This window comes from Thermanaerothrix sp. (genome assembly GCA_026417795.1).
Taxonomy (GTDB): domain Bacteria; phylum Synergistota; class Synergistia; order Synergistales; family Synergistaceae; genus Thermanaerovibrio.
On record JAOACP010000018.1, the window covers coordinates 1 to 18,111 of the forward strand.

Here is an 18,111-nt window from a genome sequence, read left to right on the forward strand (position 1 = left end):
TAGGGGATCATATTTCGTTTGGATTCTTAGGTGAGGCAACGTTCCCTTTTCGTTTAGATTTTACGTGAGGCAATTCGGCCGCTTGACTTTTATGGAGACAGATGTATAATCCTCTGCAATAACTTGTTGGAAGATATCTTGGCTTGGGTGAGGAGGTGTTGTAGGTGGCGCTTAAGGTCTTTTTGCGACGACGAAGCGGATCCCTTTTCCTTCATGTGCTCCATAAGGGCGATGAAGGGGGGTGGACCCGTGGCGGTCGACAGAGAGGGGGCGTCACCGGCTGAGAGCGCCCCTCGTCCTGGTCAGGATTCCCTCGTGCCCCTGAGCTCCCTCCCGAAGAAAGGCGGTTGATCCGCCAAGTAGGGGGGCCCGTGAGCTAACCTCACGGGAAGAGGTGGTCGCGTCAGGGGCGACAATTTGGGTGGTACCGCGGGCAAGGCAGCCCGTCCCAAGGTGGACGGGCTGCCTTATTTTTTAGGTTGAAGAATATTAAAACTAAGGGGGATATGAAGATGACCTATAAGGGTAAACTGGTTCTAGCTTACAGTGGCGGTCTTGATACGTCTGTAGCCATACCTTGGCTTAAGGAACAGGGCTATGATGTCATAACCTTTACCGCCGACGTGGGACAACAGATAGATCTTAAGGCAACGAAGGAAAAGGCGATAAAGTCTGGGGCTTCCAAGGCATATATCACCGATCTTAGGGAGGAATTTGTGGAGGACTACGTTTGGAAATCCCTTAAGGCCAATGCCATGTATCAAGGCACCTACCCGCTTAACTCCGCACTCTCCAGGCCTTTGATTGCCAGCCATCTGGTTAAGGTGGCAAAGGAGGAGGGGGCTGTTGCTATAGCCCATGGCTGTACCGGTAAGGGGCAGGATCAGGTGAGGATAGAGGTGTGCGCCAAGGCGCTTAACCCTGAGATAACGGTGGAGGCCCCCGTCAGGGACTGGCATTTTAGCAGGGATGAAGAGATCGAGTACGCGGAGAAGCATGGCATACCGGTTCCAGTTACGAAGGCTAGCCCCTACAGCATAGATGAGAACCTTTGGGGGCGGTCGATCGAATGTGGGATCTTGGAGGATCCATGGGCGGAGGCCCCAAGCGACGCTTTTACCCTTACGGTAGATCCTTGGGAGGCGGCGGATGAACCGGTGGTAATAGAGATAGGCTTTGATAAGGGGATACCTGTTTCCTTGAACGGCAAGGCCATGTCAGGGGTGGCGCTCATTGAGATGCTGAACCAAATAGCAGGCAAGGCGGGAGTTGGGAGGGTGGACATGATAGAGGATAGGTTGGTGGGCTTCAAGAGCCGGGAGGTCTACGAATGCCCTGCCGCTGTTACCCTGATAGGGGCCCATAAGGCCTTGGAGAGCATGACATTGACCAAGGAAGTCCTTAAGGCCAAGAAGGAGCTTGAGGTAAAGTATGCGGAGCTTGCCTATGAGGGGTACTGGTTCTCCCCCCTGCGGGATGCCCTGGATGCATTCATTGACAAGACCCAGGAGGTGGTGAGCGGCGTTGTAAGGGTAAGGCTTTATAAGGGGCAGGCCGTGGTGGTAGGGATGAAGTCCGACAACTCCCTCTATAGGGAGGACTTGGCCACCTATTCTCACGGTGATAAATTCGACCACAAGGCGGCGGTCGGGTTCATAACCGTGTGGAGTCTGCCAATAAAGACCTGGAGCCAGCTGCATGGCAAAAAGGCATGTGACGAGGTTTCAAGGGTAATAGGGATGGAATAGCCACTGGTAAACGGTGTTTTTTGCAGCCAAGTAAGAGATGCTAACTCGAACGCATAAGGCCAAGGGGCGCAGGTTGTTAGAGCCCCTTGGCCTTATGCTTGAGCTTTATGCTTTGCCGCGCCATAGATCTCCCTGTCGAATGCCCAAATGCATCATCCGAGCTTTGAGGTCCCGGATGAAGTCGCTTTTCTTCGACAGCCAAGACGGAGAGATCAGCCTCTCCGGAGAGGCGTCTGCTGTAAGTCGTTGAACCTCCACGTGGTGGGGTATCCTTATTAATGCCTCTATTAGGGCCCCCATGTAGTAGTCCCTTGACGGAGGCAAGAACAAGCCTGCGTCGAATCTCCGATGAAGCTCCGTACCCCTCAAAACGTGGAGCGGGTGAAACTTAATGCCCGATGCCCCGGCGATGCATAACCTTTCAGCGTCCATTGCCATCCTCAGAGGGGTCTCGCCTGGTATCCCGCCTATGAGATGTGCGCAGGTCATTACGCCCTCCAAGGCGGAAATGGTTTCTATGGCCCTTATGGCGCTTTGTGAATCGTGACCCCTATTTAGCCAGTTCAGCATTGGATCGTCCAGTGTTTGGACCCCAACCTCTGCCCACACCTCAAGTCCTTCTGCGACCAAGACCTTTAACATGGAGGTGAAAGCGTCTGGTATCTGATCTGGCCTTAAGCCGAAGGCAAGTCCCACCACATGAATCCCAGATTTTTCGGCGGCCCCCATGGCCCTTTTGACCGCCTCCGATAACGCATCAATTGGTACATTGGTGCAGCTGTAGCTCTGAAAGTAAAGTATCGTCTTGGTTATGCCCCTTGCCAGCAGGGCGCTTGATTTTTCCCGGCACTGTTCTTCAATCCCTATACCTCGAAGGTAAGCCCCATCGCCTCCCCCTTGTGAGTCGCAGAAAACGCATCCCCCCGATGTCAGAGAGGTTCTGTGGGGACATCCAAAGCCGCCGTCTATGCATATCTTCCAGACCCTTTCCCCGTGTCTTGATCTGAGCGATTCGGAGAAGGAGGTCCATGGGATGTTATTGGACAGTTTGGGTACAGGATTGCTCATAAATCCTCGCGATGGACCGGTAATCCAAGGGAGGCCAGTTTATTGGTTCCATCAACCGCCTTCTTAGCATTATCAGCTTTCATCGCTACTAATGCGTCGCGAACCTCCCCATTGCTCAAGGCAACTATCCTAGCCGCCAAAATGGCGGCGTTTCTTGCCCCATCAACCCCCACCGATGCTACCGGTACGCCGGGAGGCATTTGGACTGCGGAGAGAAGAGCGTCCAGGCCGCCCATAATGCCTCCGCTCAAAGGCACTCCTATGACGGGCAGGTCGGTATGGGCTGCCACTGCCCCTGGAAGCGCCGCTGAAAGCCCCGCCATGGCTATTATCACCTTAAAGCCCAGCTCGGAAGCCCTTGAGGCCATGTGGGCTACCCTATCGGGCGTCCTGTGGGCGGAGGCCACCGCGGCTTCAAATGATACGCCCAGTTCAGTCAAGGCGTCTCCGCACTTCCTTGCGTGTTCCGCGTCCGATGGGGATCCTAAGATTATAAGCACGTCCGGCATTTTTATCACTCCTTAGGCCTTTTTGGGGTTTTAAGGTTTGTTGTTTAACCACTGTTTGTGTTTATTGACCACTCTGCTTTTATAGATCAAAGAACTCCATGGCGGAATGGCCTATATCGCCCCTGCAGAAGCCACCGGGCAGAGAGATTGAGGCCATCCGTCTGTATGCGTTGCTTCTGGCGGCTTCAATGGAGTCTCCAACGCCTACTACAGTTAGTACTCTGCCACTCGAGCTTACCAGTTTATCTTTTGCCAGTGCGGTCCCTGAATGAAAGACCAGGGAGGATCCATCGTCGAATGGAGATGCGCCCTCTAGGGGAAGTCCTACCCGAGGGGAGAAGGGGTAGCCTTCGGAGGCTAGCACCACCCCAAGGGCGCTTTTGCCGTTGGTTCGAACGTCTTTAACGTGAAGTTCTCCCTTGGCAGCCCTATGGCAGAGATCTAGCCAATCGTTGCCTATAATGGGCATTATGGCCTGGGTTTCCGGGTCTCCCATGCGAACGTTGTACTCCAGGACCCATATTTTGCCTTCCGAGTCAAGCATGAGTCCCATATATAGGATACCCCGGTATGTTATTCCCATCTTTCTAAGCCCTCTTATGGTGGGGACCAACACCTCTTCCCTTATCATTTTCCTGAGGGCTTCCGAATCCCATGGCACCGGAGCGTAGGCTCCCATGCCACCGGTGTTGGGCCCCTTATCCCCATCGAAAGCCCGCTTGTGGTCCTGGCTTAGGGGCAACAGGGCCCCGTCGTTGCCGTCCACCAATGCCAGGGCGGTGATCTCAAAGCCGCTTACGTGATCCTCGATGACCACCTTTCGGCCCGCATCGCCGAACAATCTTCCGTCCAGCAGCCTGCTGCAGTAATCAATCGCTTCGTCAAGATCCGAGGTTATTAAAACCCCCTTGCCCGAAGCAAGGCCGTCGGCCTTTAACACGTAAGGTGGAGTTCTTGATTCTAAAGCGGCCCTGCAGGATTTCAAATCCTCGCAGATGCTGAAGGAGGAAGTTGGTATTTGGTTTTCTTCCATGAAGAACTTTGCGAAGGCCTTGCTGCCCTCAAGCAAGGCCCCCCTCTTTTCTGGTCCTAGGACAAGGATGCCTTGATCCATCAGGCCATCTGCCACGCCGGCCACCAGCGGAGCTTCCGGTCCTGGGATGACCAAGTCTATTCCAAGGTCTTTTGCGGCTTTCAAAACTGATGAGACGTCGCAGACGTCCAATTCTGCGGAACCGAAACGGTTCCTTGTGCCGCCATTGCCGGGGGCGACTATCACCTCCGATCCAATGGGAGATCTTGATACTGCCCAGGCTACGGCGTGTTCCCTCCCGCCGGCTCCAAGGATCATGACTCTCAAGGGCTTTCCCCTCCCTTCTTGCGTACCGAATGGGCATAGCTCAATTACATGAATAGGTCGGCTATATTAGTGCCTGAAGGTTCTGCAGCCACCTATGAACATGGATATGCCTGATTCTAAAGCCTTTGCTATGACCTCTTGATCCCGTATGGATCCGCCGGGTTGGATTATGGCGGCTATGCCGTGGGAATGGGCCTCCTCGACCGTATCTGGGAACGGGAAGAAGGCGTCCGAGGCCATTACGGCCCCCCTAGATGAGCTTCCGCATCTTGCCAATGCGAACCTAGCGGCGTCAACCCTGTTGGTGAACCCTGCGCCAATCCCAATGAGACGTCCGTCCTTTACTATCGCGATGGCATTGCTCTTGGCAAGGGCGGCGCAGCGCCATGCAAAGACCATGTCCTCCCACAGCTCGCCCCGTGGTACTCCATACCAAGTACCGGTGTTTTCCTCCGGAGGCTCTGGTATCGGATCGTCTTGAACCAGCGTCCCTAGGGATGTATCCCTCAGCACGGGGTATTTGTGGTCACATATCAGGCTGGCTGTAATCAAGCGAAGCCCCTTCCTTCGCTCCATTAGGATGTTTTCGGCTTCTTCATCAAAGCTCGGCGCTACAATCACCTCGAAGAACCTATCAGCCAACGCCTCGGCGGTGTCCTTGTCCACCTGCTCCGTAAATCCCACTATGCCACCAAAGGCAGATACGGGGTCACAGGATACCGCTCCTTCAAAGGCCTGGAGTAGAGTCTTGCCCGTGGCGGCACCGCAGGGATTGTTGTGCTTTATTATCACACATGCGCGTAGTCCCTTCAGCATCCTGATGCCCCTTAGTGCCGCATCGGCGTCCAAAATGTTATTGTATGACAGATCCTTGCCGCCTGTGACCTTAAATGATTGTTCTCCAGCACCCCTTGACCACAGAGATGCCCTTTGATACGGGTTTTCACCGTATCGAAGGTCTTTTGTCTTAACCATCGGCACTGCCAGCCTGGATACCCCCTTAACCATGGGGGAGCCCAAGTCAAAGCGCTGGGACAAGGCCAGTGATATGGTGGCATCGTACTGTGCTGTTAGGCACAGGGCTTTTGCCGCGTACCGTTCTCTGGACTCCAAGGGTATCTCACCTTTATCCGTGATCTCCTTGGCTGCCTCGATGTAGTCCTCTGGATCGCATAAAACCGCCACGTGCTTGTAGTTCTTAGCCGCCGCGCGGAGCAGGGTAACTCCGCCGATGTCTATCTGCTCTATCAGCTCGTCCAATGATGCTCCCGACTTAAGAGCCTCTTCGAAGGGGTACAGGTTACAAACCACCACGTCTATGGGCGGTATCCCATGAAGGTTAACTTCTTCTATGTCTGAATGGTTATCTCTTCTGAATAGTATCCCCCCGGCTATCTTTGGGTGTAGGGTTTTAACCCTCCCACTGAGCATGTGGGGGTATTGGGTCACGTCTTCTACGCCGGTAACGTCCAGCCCTAGCTCTTTGAGAAACTTCATGGTGCCGGAACTGGATATCAACTTGTAACCGCTGTTTATGAGAGCTCTTGCCAGGTGTTCGATGTGGGCCTTGTCATAAACCGATATGAGGGCGAACCTTTCTAATGATACCTCAGCCACTTGTTACACCTCCGCTCATGTGTCTCATACCAGGCGTGATCTTCTCAGGCTTGAAAGCGAAAAATCCCCTTCCCTGAGCCAACGGTCTATGGCTACGGGATATATCCGGTGCTCCACTTTGTGGATCTTCTCCTCCAGGTCTTCCAGTGTGTCGCTGGCTTCTACCGTTACTGCCTCTTGGGCCAGTATGGGGCCGTGGTCCACCTGCTCGTCCACAAGGTGCACTGTGACGCCGGTCACCTTAACGCCGTACCGGAACGCGTCTTCTATGCCGCTCTTGCCTGGGAAGGAAGGGAGCAGGGAAGGATGGACGTTGATTATCCTCCCCCTGTGCCTCTTAACGAACTCCTCCGACAGGATGCGCATAAAACCCGCCAGCACCAGGTGTTCTGTGTTAAATCTCCTCATGGTCAGTTCTATCTGTTTCTCCCCGTGGAGTCGTCCTCTTGAGTAATCCAGTGTTATGGTTTGCAGCCCCTGTTCCCTTGCCCATATAAGGCCCGGTGCTGCGGGGTTGTCGGATCCAACGAAGGCTATGTGGACCTTAAGAAGCCCCGAGTCTGCCGCGCCTTTTATGGCCATCAGGTTAGATCCCCTGCCGGATATCAAAATCCCAATGGGGGTTCTCATCTGCGCGTCACCGACCCTATGATGAAAGGAGCTTCCCCCAACTGGGTCATCAGGTTAAGCAAGACATCAACGTCCTTGGGGGAGGCTATCATCACGAAGCCCACGCCCAGATTGAACACCCGTCTCATCTCCGCCTCATCTATGCCCAGCCCCTGCAGGAATTCGAAGATGGCGGGCCTCCTCCAGGCTTGGTAGTCTATTTGTATTCCAAGACCCGGAGGTATCACCCTGGATATGTTGCCCTCAAGGCTCCCTCCGGTTATGTGCGCCATGGCCTTTACAAGACCGGTTTCCGACCCTTTGAGGGCCTGGTTGACGTAAAGCCTGGTGGGTCTTAAAAGCTCTTCTCCCAGCGGACTTGGCAGAACCCCATGGTTGGAATTTAGATCCACCCCTGCCTCCCCGACGGCTTTCCTTATCAAACTGTAGCCGTTGCTGTGGGGGCCAGAACTTGGAAGGCCGATTAGAAGGTCTCCTTCCACGATTGACTCACCGGTTATGATCTCTTCCGTTGCCACAATGCCAACCGCAAATCCGGCCAGATCGAAGGAGTTCTCGTCGTACACCTGGGGCATCTCGGCAGTTTCCCCTCCAAGCAACGTGCATCCGCATGCCGCACAGCTTTCAGCTATCCCCTCTAAGATGGGTAAGAGAGAATCCGGCTTGAGCTTGCCGCAAGCCACGTAGTCGAGGAAGAAGAGGGGCCTTGCGCCGCATGTTACCAGGTCGTTAACGTTCATGGCCACCAGGTCCTGCCCCAGCCCTTTTACCTTCCCAAGCTCCCTGGCCAGTTCCATCTTTGTGCCCACCCCGTCGCAGCAAGCCGCCAGGGCCAGGTGGTCGCTGATGCGGTACAGGCCCGCAAACCCGCCGATGCCCGCGATGGTCTGGGAGTTGTTTATGGGGTGTTTCTTAACTATCTCCTTAACCCTTTCGACCCATAGATCCGCTGCGGATAGGCTCACGCCGGACTTGTCATATGTCAATCCCATTTACGTCATCCTCCATGTACCTGCCGTCAAAGCAGGCGGTGCAAAGTCTTTCCTCGGGAGCCCCAATGGCTTGAACCAGGTCTTTGACGTGGATGTATCCCAGGGAGTCGGCCCCTATCTGTCTGGTTAGCTTATCCAAATCGAACCTGGCTGCTGCCAGTTCTTCCGATGAGGGAGTGTCTATCCCGTAGTAGCAGGGGAATCGAACCGGCGGCGACGCTATCCTAAGATGTACCTTTGAAGCTCCAGCGGAACGCATGAGGCTTACTACCCTGGAGGCGGTGGTGCCCCTTACTATGGAATCATCAACGACGATTATCTCCTTGTCTTGTATCGCCCGATGGTTGGGGTTCAGTTTAACCCTTACCCCTGCTTCCCTTACCCTTTGGGTGGGTTGGATGAAGGTCCTTCCCACGTATCGGTTTCTTACTATGGCCATTTCAAATGGTAAAGCGGATTCTTCCGAGTAGCCCAGTGCCGCGACCGTTCCGCTGTCCGGCATGCCAGCCACCAGCTGTGCCTTTGCTGGACACCTTTTGGCAAGGAAGCGCCCCAGGCTCTTCCTCGCCTGATATACCGATATGCCGTCTATCACGCTGTCGGGCCTTGCGAAGTATACGAACTCAAAGGCGCACAAAAACCCTCTGGAAGCCTTCGTTTGTATCCTAAGGGAAGATAGTCCGCCTGCTTGATCTACTACCACCACCTCGCCGGGTTCCACGTCCCTCACCGATTGGGCCCCCACGATATCCAAAGCGCAGGTTTCCGATGCGAAGTATACGGTTTGCCCCCTTCGTCCCATCACAAGGGGGCGGAACCCCCAAGGGTCCCTGGCGGCGATAAGCTTGTCCTTCAGGAGCACCACCAAGCTAAAGGCCCCCTTGATTCTTCTGAGCGCGTCCATTAGGGCATCAAGGGGCATCTTGTGGGACTGGTGGGCCATGAGGTGAAGTATTACCTCAGTGTCGGATGTGGATTGGAAGATGGCCCCCCGGTTTTCAAGGTATTTCATTATGCCGTCGGAGTTGGTGATGTTGCCGTTGTGGGCTATGGCTACCGCGCCCTTGGCGTAGTTGATGGTGAGTGGCTGGGCATTTTGCAGGATGGAGTCTCCGCAGGTGGAGTACCTGACATGTCCTATGGCTGCGTTCGCTGTTATGGAAGAGGCTATCCCCTGTGGGATGGCGTTGTGGACTAGGCCCATGCCCTTTATGGACCTCGCTACTTCGCCGTCTATCCACGATACCCCCGCGGATTCCTGTCCTCGATGTTGCAGGGCAAAAAGCCCAAGGTACACGTCCTCCAGTACGGGTTCCATGTTTGGAGAAAGGGCGCCGAAAATGCCGCACATCAGATTTTCTCCCCCCCTCTCAGATTTTTCAGGGGTATCGACGTTTTCCCAGCTTTTAATGACCTGTGGCGGCGGGTTAACGTCCCTATGTGGCGAACTTCATGGCCATTGAAGACACTTTCTAAATCCCGTGCTCTTTCAGGGGATACGAAATATATGGCCGATGGAGATCCCTCTCCGAATATGTCCGCTTCATCCATGGGCCACGGAACGTCCAGGTCAACCCCAAAGGGAGAGTTTATTATGGTCTTTATAAGCGATGCCGCCCATCCTCCCCTAGATACCGCGCGCCCGGCGTTAGCTATGCCTTCCTTGGCGGCTTTGATGGCGCACCGGTTAAAGGCCATTTCCCTGGATGGATCGAAGGACAAGGTGCTACCGCAAGCTCCTGCCATATGTCCATACAGGCTTCCTACGGTTGAGGTGGAGCGTCCAACCAAAAAGACTTCGGGTTCGTCCCCGCTGGGATCGGGTTTAGGGCGAAGGAGAGCTGTACCCTCCGGCACGATGCCTGCGGAGACCACAAGGGGGGATGGCATTATCCTGGAGGATGGGCTTTCGTTATAGAGGCTTACGTTGCCGGATATCACCGGACACTTCAGTTCCCTGGCGGCGATGCTAAGGCCCTTCACCGATTCCTCAAGTTCCCAGTATTGCTTAGGAATTTCCGGAGAGGGGAAGTTGAGGCAGTTGGTTATACCCATGGGGTCTGCCCCGGCCACGGACAGGTGCCTTATGGAAAGGGCGGTTATCAGGGCAGTCCCGACAAAGGGGTCTTGGGCGCACATCCACGGGTTGGCCTCCATGGAGAACACCACGGTGCCGGCCCCTTCAATCCAAAGGGCTGCCACGGGGTTGCCGGGGCCCAGTAGGGTCCTTAGCTGCACCATGGAGTCGTATTGTCTATATATCCAGGAGTGGTCCCCCATGCAGGGGTGCTTCATGAGTCGTAGGATCTCCGTGATGGCGTCCTCGGGGGACAGGTTGCGGCTTGCCCTTACGGATGTGCTCCTTTGGGGAGGAGTGGAGGGCCAATTTTTAAGGGGGGAGTCACCCCCTAAGAGGCCAACTGGCAGCTCTGCGATTAGTTCCCCGCGGTTAAACACCCGGTAGAGCCCAGTGTCGGTCATTTCCCCCACCACGGCACATTCCAGGTTCCATTTCTTTGCCACGGCCTTAACTGACGGTATGTCTTCCGGCATGCAAACCAGCAACATCCGCTCCTGGGACTCGGAGAGGAAGATCTCCCACGGCTCCATGGCCTCCCTAAGGGGTATCCTGTCGCAGTGGATGTCTATGCCGTTTCCGCTCTTATGGGCCACTTCGCTGGTTGATGACAGGATGCCGGCAGCGCCCATGTCCTGCATCGCCTGGATCGTTCCCCCGTCAAGGAGCTCAAGGCAGGCCTCTATCAGAAGTTTTTCGTAGAATGGATCTCCTATCTGTATTTGAGGCTTGTTTGCTTCGTCGTCCCCGCTGAGGCCGGTGGATGCGAAGGCGGCCCCAGCTATGCCGTCCCTGCCGGTTTTAGCCCCTAGTATCAGGACTTGCATGCCGGGCTTGGCGGTTTTGCTGCTGCAGGCCTTGTCAAGGGACAGGATGCCTGCGCAGAAGGCGTTTACCAAGGGGTTGTCGTCGTAACACTGGTCATATATGGTGAGCCCCCCAACGGTTGGCACCCCCACAGGGTTCCCGTAACCGCCTATGCCCCTTACCACCCCGGATGATATCCTTCGGTTTCTAGGGGTGTCGGAGGAGCCGAAGAACAGGCCGTCCATGGAAGCTATAGGCCTCGCCCCCATGGCGAGGATGTCCCTTATTATGCCGCCTACCCCAGTGGCGGCCCCTTCGTATGGAGAAACAGCGGATGGGTGGTTGTGGCTTTCAACTTTGAAGGCAAGGCCCAGCTTTTCGTTAAGCCTCACGACCCCGGCGTTCTCTCCCTCTCCGGATACCACGTAAGGCCCGTCTTTGGGAAGAGCAGCCAAAAGGGACCTGGTGGACTTATAGCTGCAGTGCTCGGACCACATGACCCCCACCATGCGGAGCTCAAGATCATTGGGCTCCCTGCGAAGGGCGGATTTCAACTCCTCCCATTCCCTTGTGTCCAACCCAGCTTCTTCAGGAGTCATGCCCTAGATTCCCCTTCCTAGCCAGTGTTCTATGGATCGCCAAAGTACTACGCCGAAGGTGTCCCCCAAGGCTTCCAACGTAGCCCTTTCAGGGTGCGGCATCATCCCCAGGACGTTGCCCTTCTCGTTTACTATCCCGGCTATGTGGTTAAGCGACCCGTTAGGATTTTCCCAGCCATCCGATTCTTCCATCTCAACTTCAGGAGGGGGACAGTAGCGGAATACCACCCTGTCGGATGACTCCAAGCGGTCTAGCCCCTCTTTCGGAAGGTAGAACATGCCGTCTCCATGGGCGATGGGGAATTGAACCCTCTCCAGGGGGGTAAAGAGACAGGTAAATGGGGTTTGGTTGGTCTCCACTTTTAGCCAGCAGGGTGAACAAATGAATCGCTGGGATCGGTTGCCGAGGAGGGCTCCCTCCAGGAGCCCCGCCTCGGTAAGGATCTGGAAGCCGTTGCATATGCCGAGTACCAGGCCGCCCCTTTGTGCGTGCTCTCTGACCGCCTTCATGATGGGGCTTTTTGCGCTCATTGCCCCGGGCCTTAAATAGTCGCCGTAGGAGAAGCCGCCAGGCAAAACCACCAGGTCGTAGCCGTCGAGGGTTGTATCGGTATGCCATACCATGGTTACCTTGGCGTTAACCGACCTGGACAGGGCAAGCCTGACGTCCTGGTCGCAGTTGCTGCCCGGAAATGTTATGACCGCGGCCTTCATTGGGACAGGTCTCCCGCCTTGATGCAGAAGGTCTCTATCATCTCGTTGCATAAAAGATCCCGGCACATGGCTTGGGCGGCTTCCGTTGCGGATTTTTCATCGCTGGCCTCCAATGTGAGCCTGATGAACTTTCCAACCGAGACGTCCAGCACGTGATTACCCATGTCCCGAAGGGTGGACATGACCGCCCTTCCCTGGGTGTCCAGGACACCATCCTTTGGGCGTATCAGCACTGAAAGTGTGTATAGCAACTTATAGTTCCTCCTTCCCGCCCTCGTGAGATAGGGATAGGCGCTTCCATATCTCCTCGTAGGCCTCCAGGACCTTGCCAAGGTCGTTCCTGAACCTGTCCTTGTCCAGTTTTTCCATGGTGTTTTTGTCCCAGAGCCTGCAGGTATCCGGAGAGATCTCATCCGCCAATATTATCCCTCCTTCTTTTGTCCTTCCGAACTCAAGCTTGAAATCCACCAGGGTTATGCCCACTGAATCGAATATCTCGGATAGCAGGTCGTCCACTTTTAACGCCGCGGATTTTATGTATTTCAATTCTTCCTCGGTGGCCCAGCCGAAAAGGATTGCATGGTCGTCGTTTATTATGGGATCCCCCAATGCGTCATCCTTGTAATATAGTTCCACCAAGGGGCGCTGGAGTTTTAGCCCTTCCTTCACTCCTAGCCTTTTGCATATGGAACCGGTGGTGATGTTTCGCACAACCACCTCTATGGGGAGGATGTTGACCCTTAAGACCTCTTGATGGGTGTCGTCCAGCATCCTTATGAAGTGGTTTTCTACGCCTCTTTCCTTTAGGGCTTGAAATATTACGGAGCTTATCAGGTTGTTAAGATGCCCCTTCCCCTCCATGGACGCCTTTTTCTGGGCGTTAAATGCGGTGAGGTGGTCTTTGTACTCCACTATGATTCGGTTGGGATCGTCGGTGGTGTACATCCTCTTGGCCTTCCCCTCGTACAACATCTTGCCCTTTTGCATGCCTTTCACCTCCGGAAGTTTATGCTTACATATAATCCTTATATGGCGAAAATGTCAAGATAAAATCGGTAGTTTTTCTGGTCGTTGACGTTGAATATCAGCAGTATGTGCGGTTGGCCGTGCTAGAGGATGGATCTTGGGGGCTGGGGTTAAGGGCTTGAGTTGATAATAATAAACCCCAAGGGGGTTTGCCCCTTGGGGTTGGGACTTTGGCTCGGTGCTTTGCCTACTTTACCTTGTAAAGAGCTCCGTCGAGTGATCCAAAAAAGGCGCATCCATCCCCCAGGGCTGTGGATGTGGTGATGTTGCCTCCGACCTTCACCTTCCACAGTAGATCCCCAGTTTTGGCATCAAGACAGAATAGGGCATCGTCGTTGCTGCCCACGTATATCCTACCAGCTGCACCCGATGGGGATGACTGGATCCCGCCGTGGGTCTTGAAGGACCATGAAAGTTCGCCAGTGTGGGGGTCGAGGCAGTACAGCCGTCCGGACATGTCCCCCACGTAAAGCTTGCCGCCATATGCCAGGGGCGATGAGTCAATGTATGCCTCGGCTTTGAACTTCCAAATCACCGCCCTGTGTTTTACCCTTGCGCCGTAAACAAACCCGTCCCATCCGACGAAGAACACCATGCCGTCCATGACCGCGGGAGATCCGGTTATGGGGCCTCCTATCACCGCCCGCCACAGGATCTGGCCGGTCTCGGCATCCAGCGCGAAAAGCTTTCCATCGTTGTTGCCCACGAAGACCACCCCATCTGCCACCACCGGCGAGGAATATACCTCCCTGCCTAGCTTGGTCTTCCATATCTGCCATCCGGTCTTCATGTTGACGCAGTAAATGTGGCCGTCGATGCCCCCAAAGAAGACCTTGCCGTTCCAGACGGCGGGGGATGAGTGGACACCGTTGTGGGTCGTGAAACGCCATGCTAGTTTCCCATCCGATCCGTTCACGCAGTATACTTTGCCGTCGTAGCTTCCGAACACCACCTTCCCCTCCAGGACCGCTGGAGAGGAGATAATCCAGTTTTCAGTGGGGAACCTCCATATTACCCTTCCGCTGTCGCTGTCCAGCGCATATAGATTGCCGTCCTTGCTGCCGAAGAACACCACGTTTCCCCATATGGCCGGTGAAGATGCCACGGGCCCTTGGGTGCTTAGCTTCCACTCGAGTTCTCCTTGGGGGCTGGTCTTAGGTTCCGCCTTAAGGACCGTGCCGTTGCGGTTGGCATTGCCCATGAACTGTGGCCAGTCTGATGCGATGGCGCTTTCGGTGGACGGTAGCGCCGCGGCTGCCATCGCAATGAACAGGACCGCACAAAAACATAGTCGTTTCCCAAACATGAGAGGACCTCCTTCCCGGTATGGCCTTTGGGTTTTGGTAAAATCATTCTGCGCCACTTTCTGCTAGACGTCTAAGACTTGGAGGGGAGCATGAGCGATTTGGACCATATAAGGAATTTTAGCATCATAGCCCATGTGGATCACGGGAAATCAACCCTTGCGGATCGCCTCCTGGAGGCCACTGGAACGGTGGATCGGCGTTCCATGAGGGATCAGCTGTTGGATTCGCTGGAGCTGGAGCGTGAGAGGGGCATAACCATAAAGTTGGTCCCGGTGAGGATGAACTATCGCGCCAGTGACGGCAGGGATTATGTGCTTAACCTCATTGATACCCCGGGGCACGTGGACTTTAGCTACGAGGTCTCAAGGTCCCTCGCTGCCTGTGAGGGGGCCATACTTGTGGTGGATGCGGCTCAGGGAGTTGAGGCCCAAACGGTGGCCAATGCGTATCTAGCAGTTGATCAGGGGCTTGAGCTGCTGCCGGTGCTGAACAAGATCGACCTTCCTTCCGCCCAGCCCGATAGGGTATGCCGTGAGGTGGAGGAGATAGTGGGTATAGATACCTCTGAGGTTATATTGGCGAGCGCCAAGGAGGGAAGGGGTATTCAGGATATTCTGGAAGCGGTGGTCAAAAAAATACCCTCCCCCAAGGGAGATCCAAACGGCCCTCTTCAGGGACTGATATTTGACTCCGTGTACGATAACTACCGCGGGGTGGTGTGCTACATAAGGGTGGTGAACGGGATCATACGTCCCGGTCAGAAGGTTATGTTGATGGCCACCGGTTCCTCCTATGAGGTGGAGGAGGTTGGGGTTTTCAGACCCCAGATGGATAAGGTTGACAAGCTGGGTCCCGGTGAGGTGGGTTACTTCATATGCGGGATAAAGAACATTTCGGAGGCCCGGGTAGGGGACACGGTTACGGATGCCCAAAACCCTGCCTCTAAGCCCTTGCCGGGTTACAGGAAGGTAAAACCGGTGGTGTTCTGCGGTTTCTACCCAATAGAGAGGGAGGAGATAACGCAGCTTAGGGAGGCCTTGGAAAAGCTTCAGCTTAACGACTCTGCCATAACCTTTGAGCCCGAGACCTCCACCGCCCTTGGCTTTGGATTCCGTTGCGGGTTCCTGGGCCTTCTCCACATGGACATAGCCAAGGAGAGGCTCTCCAGGGAATTCGGGGTTGAACTGGTTGCCACGTCGCCGAACGTGGTCTATCAGGTAGAGCTCTCGGATGGATCGGTCATAGAAGCCCATAAACCCTCGGACTTTCCAGATCAGTCGAAGATAAAAGAGGTGCGGGAGCCTTTCATTCGTTGCACCATATTCCTCCCCGATGGCTTTGTGGGGCCCGCCATGCAGCTTTGTCAAGAAAAGCGGGGAGTTTATGTCAGCATGGAGTACTTAAGCCCCGAGCGGGTTCGGTTGGTGTACGACCTTCCCCTCGCTGAGTTCATATTGGACTTCCATGACCGATTGAAGTCGGTTACCAGGGGATACGCGTCTTTGGATTATGAACACCTCGGGTTTAGGCCTTCTCAGTTGGTAAAAGTGGATATTCTGATCAACGAAGAACCGATAGATGCGTTCTCCTTCATATGCCACCAGGATGCCGCATACCACAGGGGACACGCTGTGGCCACTAAGTTGAAGGAGTTGATCCCACGGCAGCTGTTTGAGGTTCCAATTCAGGCTGCCATTGGTAAACGGGTGATAGTTAGGACCAACATAAAGGCGGTTAGAAAAGACGTCCTTGCCAAGTGTTACGGGGGGGACGTTACCAGAAAGCGCAAGCTGCTGGAGAAGCAGAAGGAAGGGAAGAAGAGGATGAAGCAGATAGGACGGGTTTCCATACCCCAGGAGGCCTTCCTGGCCTTTATGGATGTTTCCGATAAGGACAAGGACTGATGCCCTTGTCGCTTCCCAAGGAGCTGCTTTTTGAAATCCCTTGGGATGTGGAATCGGAGGTTCTGGGGGGCGATCTTTCCCTATACGTTCATGTGCCCTTCTGCGTTAGAAAGTGCCTTTACTGTTCCTTCCCCAGCGCTCCCATGGGCCCTTTGGATGAGGAGCTTTACGTAGATGCTCTGTGCGACGAGATGGCATCTTGGGCTAGGCACCTTAAGGGCAGGAAGCTGTTTTCTCTATACGTGGGCGGAGGGACCCCTTCCAGGCTTTCCTGCCCTGCCTGGGAGAGGGTGTTGAAACGCCTGTGGTGTCTTTTCGATCCGTCGGACCTTAAAGAGGTTACCTTTGAGGCAAACCCGGAAAGCCTGAGCATCTCCCTGTTAAGGACCTGGACGGACCTATGTCCTATACCCATCCGGCTGAGCCTTGGGGTCCAGAGCTTCTGCGACTTGGACCTTTTGGCCCTTGGCAGGCCCCATACGGTCAAAGATGCAAAAAGGGCATGCGATATGGTTTTGAGCCATGGGCTGTCCCTTAGCCTGGACATAATGTTCCGGCTCCCTTGCCAGACCATCAAGGGATTTGCCGTTACTTTAAAGGAGGCGGTTAGGTCCGGGGCGGAGCACCTGTCCGCGTATGAGCTGTCGATAGAGGAAGGAACTCCGTATAGCTCCATGAACCTGAACTTTTGTGAGGATGGTTATGTTTTTTATAGGTATCTCCAGTGGTACCTTGCCAATAAGGGGTTTGTCCACTACGAGATATCCAACTTTGCGCTGAACCGGGCGTTTCGTTTGCACAACCTTAGATATTGGCTCGGAGGGGACTTCCTGGGCATCGGCCCCGGGGCATGGAGCTGCATAGGAGGGGCTAGGTACCGGAACGCATCGGATCTCAAGGAATGGGCTCGGTTGGTCGACCTCTCCGGCAAGGGGGTTGATTTTGGCGAGTTCCTTTCGGACAAATCAAGAAGGGCGGAAAGGGCGGTGCTTAGGCTCAGAACCATTTGGGGGTTACGCCCTGAATCGGAGGACGAGCCCATGGTCGCAGTGCTGTCTTCCTTGGAGGATGATCTGGTTCAACGCAATAGAGATCTCAGTGGGAGAGATGTTTACCGGCTCACCCCAAGGGGGTTTAGGGTGGCTAATCGTATATGGGGGATGCTCCTTCCGGATGATTAGAGGTGGGGGTGGTTGGTATTGGATTACCTGGTCTTAGGGCTGGAGGACGATGACTCCCTGGAGGAGAAATTGCACGGTCTCCTTGAGCGCATTGCGGTGCATAAACGTTTAGAATTGCCTCTTGTGGGTTATGAGACTCAGGTAGGACCGTCCCTTAGGGACGTCTTGCCCTTCTTCGGAGACGTCCCTTCATCGGGAGATGGGTGGGTAAGGCTTTATGGATCCTTTTCTGATCAAGGAAGCTTGGCCATGATGGTAGGACGCAGCCTTAAGGGGTTTAACCTCCCCATGGGGGCATGGTATACATCCCCGCCAGGTCCGCCTGGTGGTTCATGGGGGCTTATAGGGATGGCTGACCAGGGTTGGATCGTCCTTTTTGACGACTCCATCCAGGAGCCCATGAAGGAAAGGCTCAGCGACAGCATTATGGTGGCATACTTGCCCTTTGAAATTTTGGAGGGCAATCCGATCGAACCTCACATGGAATCTGAGACGGTTCAGCGGATAATGCTCCGGTGGCTTCTTGCGTACCTTCCAGATAGGGAGGATTATGACGTCTGATGAGAGGTGGT

General features: G+C 54.7%; 16 protein-coding genes. 4 read left to right on the forward strand and 12 right to left on the reverse strand.

Translation table 11 applies throughout. The annotated features are described in order from the left end of the window. Positions 1-512 precede the first annotated feature (512 nt). Positions 513-1,748, forward strand: coding sequence for an argininosuccinate synthase (locus N2315_05220; protein ID MCX7828596.1), 1,236 nt, complete (start codon positions 513-515; stop codon positions 1,746-1,748). A gap of 105 nt (positions 1,749-1,853) precedes the next feature. Here N2315_05220 and N2315_05225 read toward each other — a convergent pair whose 3' ends face one another. The 12 genes from N2315_05225 to N2315_05280 all read right to left on the reverse strand — a co-directional run bounded on the left by N2315_05225 (position 1,854) and on the right by N2315_05280 (position 14,453). Beyond that, positions 1,854-2,816, reverse strand: coding sequence for a TIGR01212 family radical SAM protein (locus N2315_05225; protein MCX7828597.1), 963 nt, complete (start codon positions 2,814-2,816; stop codon positions 1,854-1,856). Next, a complete protein-coding gene (gene purE, locus N2315_05230) occupies positions 2,813-3,325 on the reverse strand; it encodes a 5-(carboxyamino)imidazole ribonucleotide mutase (GenBank protein MCX7828598.1) in 513 nt (170 codons plus the stop codon). Before purE ends, N2315_05225 begins: the two co-directional genes overlap by 4 nt. A 79-nt stretch (positions 3,326-3,404) precedes the next feature. Continuing rightward, a complete protein-coding gene (purD, locus tag N2315_05235; GenBank protein MCX7828599.1) occupies positions 3,405-4,676 on the reverse strand; it encodes a phosphoribosylamine--glycine ligase in 1,272 nt (423 codons plus the stop codon). A 75-nt stretch (positions 4,677-4,751) separates the two neighbouring features. Beyond that, on the reverse strand, positions 4,752-6,302 hold the full coding sequence (gene purH / locus N2315_05240; protein MCX7828600.1) for a bifunctional phosphoribosylaminoimidazolecarboxamide formyltransferase/IMP cyclohydrolase: 1,551 nt from the start codon (positions 6,300-6,302) through the stop codon (positions 4,752-4,754). A gap of 24 nt (positions 6,303-6,326) precedes the next feature. After that, entirely contained in the window at positions 6,327-6,932 is a 606-nt protein-coding gene (gene purN, locus N2315_05245) for a phosphoribosylglycinamide formyltransferase (GenBank protein ID MCX7828601.1), read from the reverse strand. After that, positions 6,929-7,924, reverse strand: coding sequence for a phosphoribosylformylglycinamidine cyclo-ligase (purM, locus tag N2315_05250; protein MCX7828602.1), 996 nt, complete (start codon positions 7,922-7,924; stop codon positions 6,929-6,931). Before purM ends, purN begins: the two co-directional genes overlap by 4 nt. Continuing rightward, complete coding sequence (purF, locus tag N2315_05255; protein ID MCX7828603.1) at positions 7,908-9,275, reverse strand: amidophosphoribosyltransferase; 1,368 nt, start codon at positions 9,273-9,275, stop codon at positions 7,908-7,910. Before purF ends, purM begins: the two co-directional genes overlap by 17 nt. Further along, positions 9,275-11,407, reverse strand: a complete 2,133-nt coding sequence (gene purL, locus N2315_05260) for a phosphoribosylformylglycinamidine synthase subunit PurL (GenBank protein ID MCX7828604.1) — start codon at positions 11,405-11,407, stop codon at positions 9,275-9,277. Before purL ends, purF begins: the two co-directional genes overlap by 1 nt. 3 nt (positions 11,408-11,410) lie before the next feature. Further along, a complete protein-coding gene (gene purQ, locus N2315_05265) occupies positions 11,411-12,121 on the reverse strand; it encodes a phosphoribosylformylglycinamidine synthase subunit PurQ (GenBank protein MCX7828605.1) in 711 nt (236 codons plus the stop codon). Further along, complete coding sequence (gene purS, locus N2315_05270; protein MCX7828606.1) at positions 12,118-12,372, reverse strand: phosphoribosylformylglycinamidine synthase subunit PurS; 255 nt, start codon at positions 12,370-12,372, stop codon at positions 12,118-12,120. The genes purQ and purS overlap by 4 nt, the downstream gene beginning before the upstream one ends. 1 nt (position 12,373) lies before the next feature. Next, positions 12,374-13,108 carry a phosphoribosylaminoimidazolesuccinocarboxamide synthase gene (locus N2315_05275; protein MCX7828607.1) on the reverse strand — a complete coding sequence of 245 codons (735 nt, stop codon included), beginning with the start codon at positions 13,106-13,108 and terminating at the stop codon, positions 12,374-12,376. A 226-nt stretch (positions 13,109-13,334) separates the two neighbouring features. Continuing rightward, positions 13,335-14,453 (reverse strand): PQQ-binding-like beta-propeller repeat protein, encoded by a 1,119-nt coding sequence (locus N2315_05280; protein MCX7828608.1) that lies wholly within the window; start codon positions 14,451-14,453, stop codon positions 13,335-13,337. A 90-nt stretch (positions 14,454-14,543) separates the two neighbouring features. Here N2315_05280 and lepA point away from each other — a divergent pair, with 90 nt between their 5' ends. From lepA to N2315_05295, 3 genes are read left to right on the forward strand one after another with little or no spacing between them, the layout of a single operon-like run. Further along, positions 14,544-16,358, forward strand: coding sequence for a translation elongation factor 4 (gene lepA, locus N2315_05285; GenBank protein MCX7828609.1), 1,815 nt, complete (start codon positions 14,544-14,546; stop codon positions 16,356-16,358). 47 nt (positions 16,359-16,405) lie between these two features. Continuing rightward, entirely contained in the window at positions 16,406-17,539 is a 1,134-nt protein-coding gene (hemW, locus tag N2315_05290; protein ID MCX7828610.1) for a radical SAM family heme chaperone HemW, read from the forward strand. Positions 17,540-17,551: 12 nt separating this feature from the next. After that, positions 17,552-18,100, forward strand: coding sequence for a hypothetical protein (locus N2315_05295; GenBank protein ID MCX7828611.1), 549 nt, complete (start codon positions 17,552-17,554; stop codon positions 18,098-18,100). Positions 18,101-18,111 lie beyond the last annotated feature (11 nt).

Bases quoted from the DNA above. Each gene is read 5' to 3' on its own strand.
- N2315_05220 (MCX7828596.1), top strand. From the start codon at position 513: ATGACCTATAAGGGTAAACTGGTTCTAGCTTACAGTGGCGGTCTTGAT.
- N2315_05225 (MCX7828597.1), bottom strand. From the start codon at position 2,816: ATGAGCAATCCTGTACCCAAACTGTCCAATAACATCCCATGGACCTCC.
- purE (MCX7828598.1), bottom strand. From the start codon at position 3,325: ATGCCGGACGTGCTTATAATCTTAGGATCCCCATCGGACGCGGAACAC.
- purD (MCX7828599.1), bottom strand. From the start codon at position 4,676: ATGATCCTTGGAGCCGGCGGGAGGGAACACGCCGTAGCCTGGGCAGTA.
- purN (MCX7828601.1), bottom strand. From the start codon at position 6,932: ATGAGAACCCCCATTGGGATTTTGATATCCGGCAGGGGATCTAACCTG.
- purM (MCX7828602.1), bottom strand. From the start codon at position 7,924: ATGGGATTGACATATGACAAGTCCGGCGTGAGCCTATCCGCAGCGGAT.
- purF (MCX7828603.1), bottom strand. From the start codon at position 9,275: ATGTGCGGCATTTTCGGCGCCCTTTCTCCAAACATGGAACCCGTACTG.
- purL (MCX7828604.1), bottom strand. From the start codon at position 11,407: ATGACTCCTGAAGAAGCTGGGTTGGACACAAGGGAATGGGAGGAGTTG.
- purQ (MCX7828605.1), bottom strand. From the start codon at position 12,121: ATGAAGGCCGCGGTCATAACATTTCCGGGCAGCAACTGCGACCAGGAC.
- N2315_05275 (MCX7828607.1), bottom strand. From the start codon at position 13,108: ATGCAAAAGGGCAAGATGTTGTACGAGGGGAAGGCCAAGAGGATGTAC.
- N2315_05280 (MCX7828608.1), bottom strand. From the start codon at position 14,453: ATGTTTGGGAAACGACTATGTTTTTGTGCGGTCCTGTTCATTGCGATG.
- lepA (MCX7828609.1), top strand. From the start codon at position 14,544: ATGAGCGATTTGGACCATATAAGGAATTTTAGCATCATAGCCCATGTG.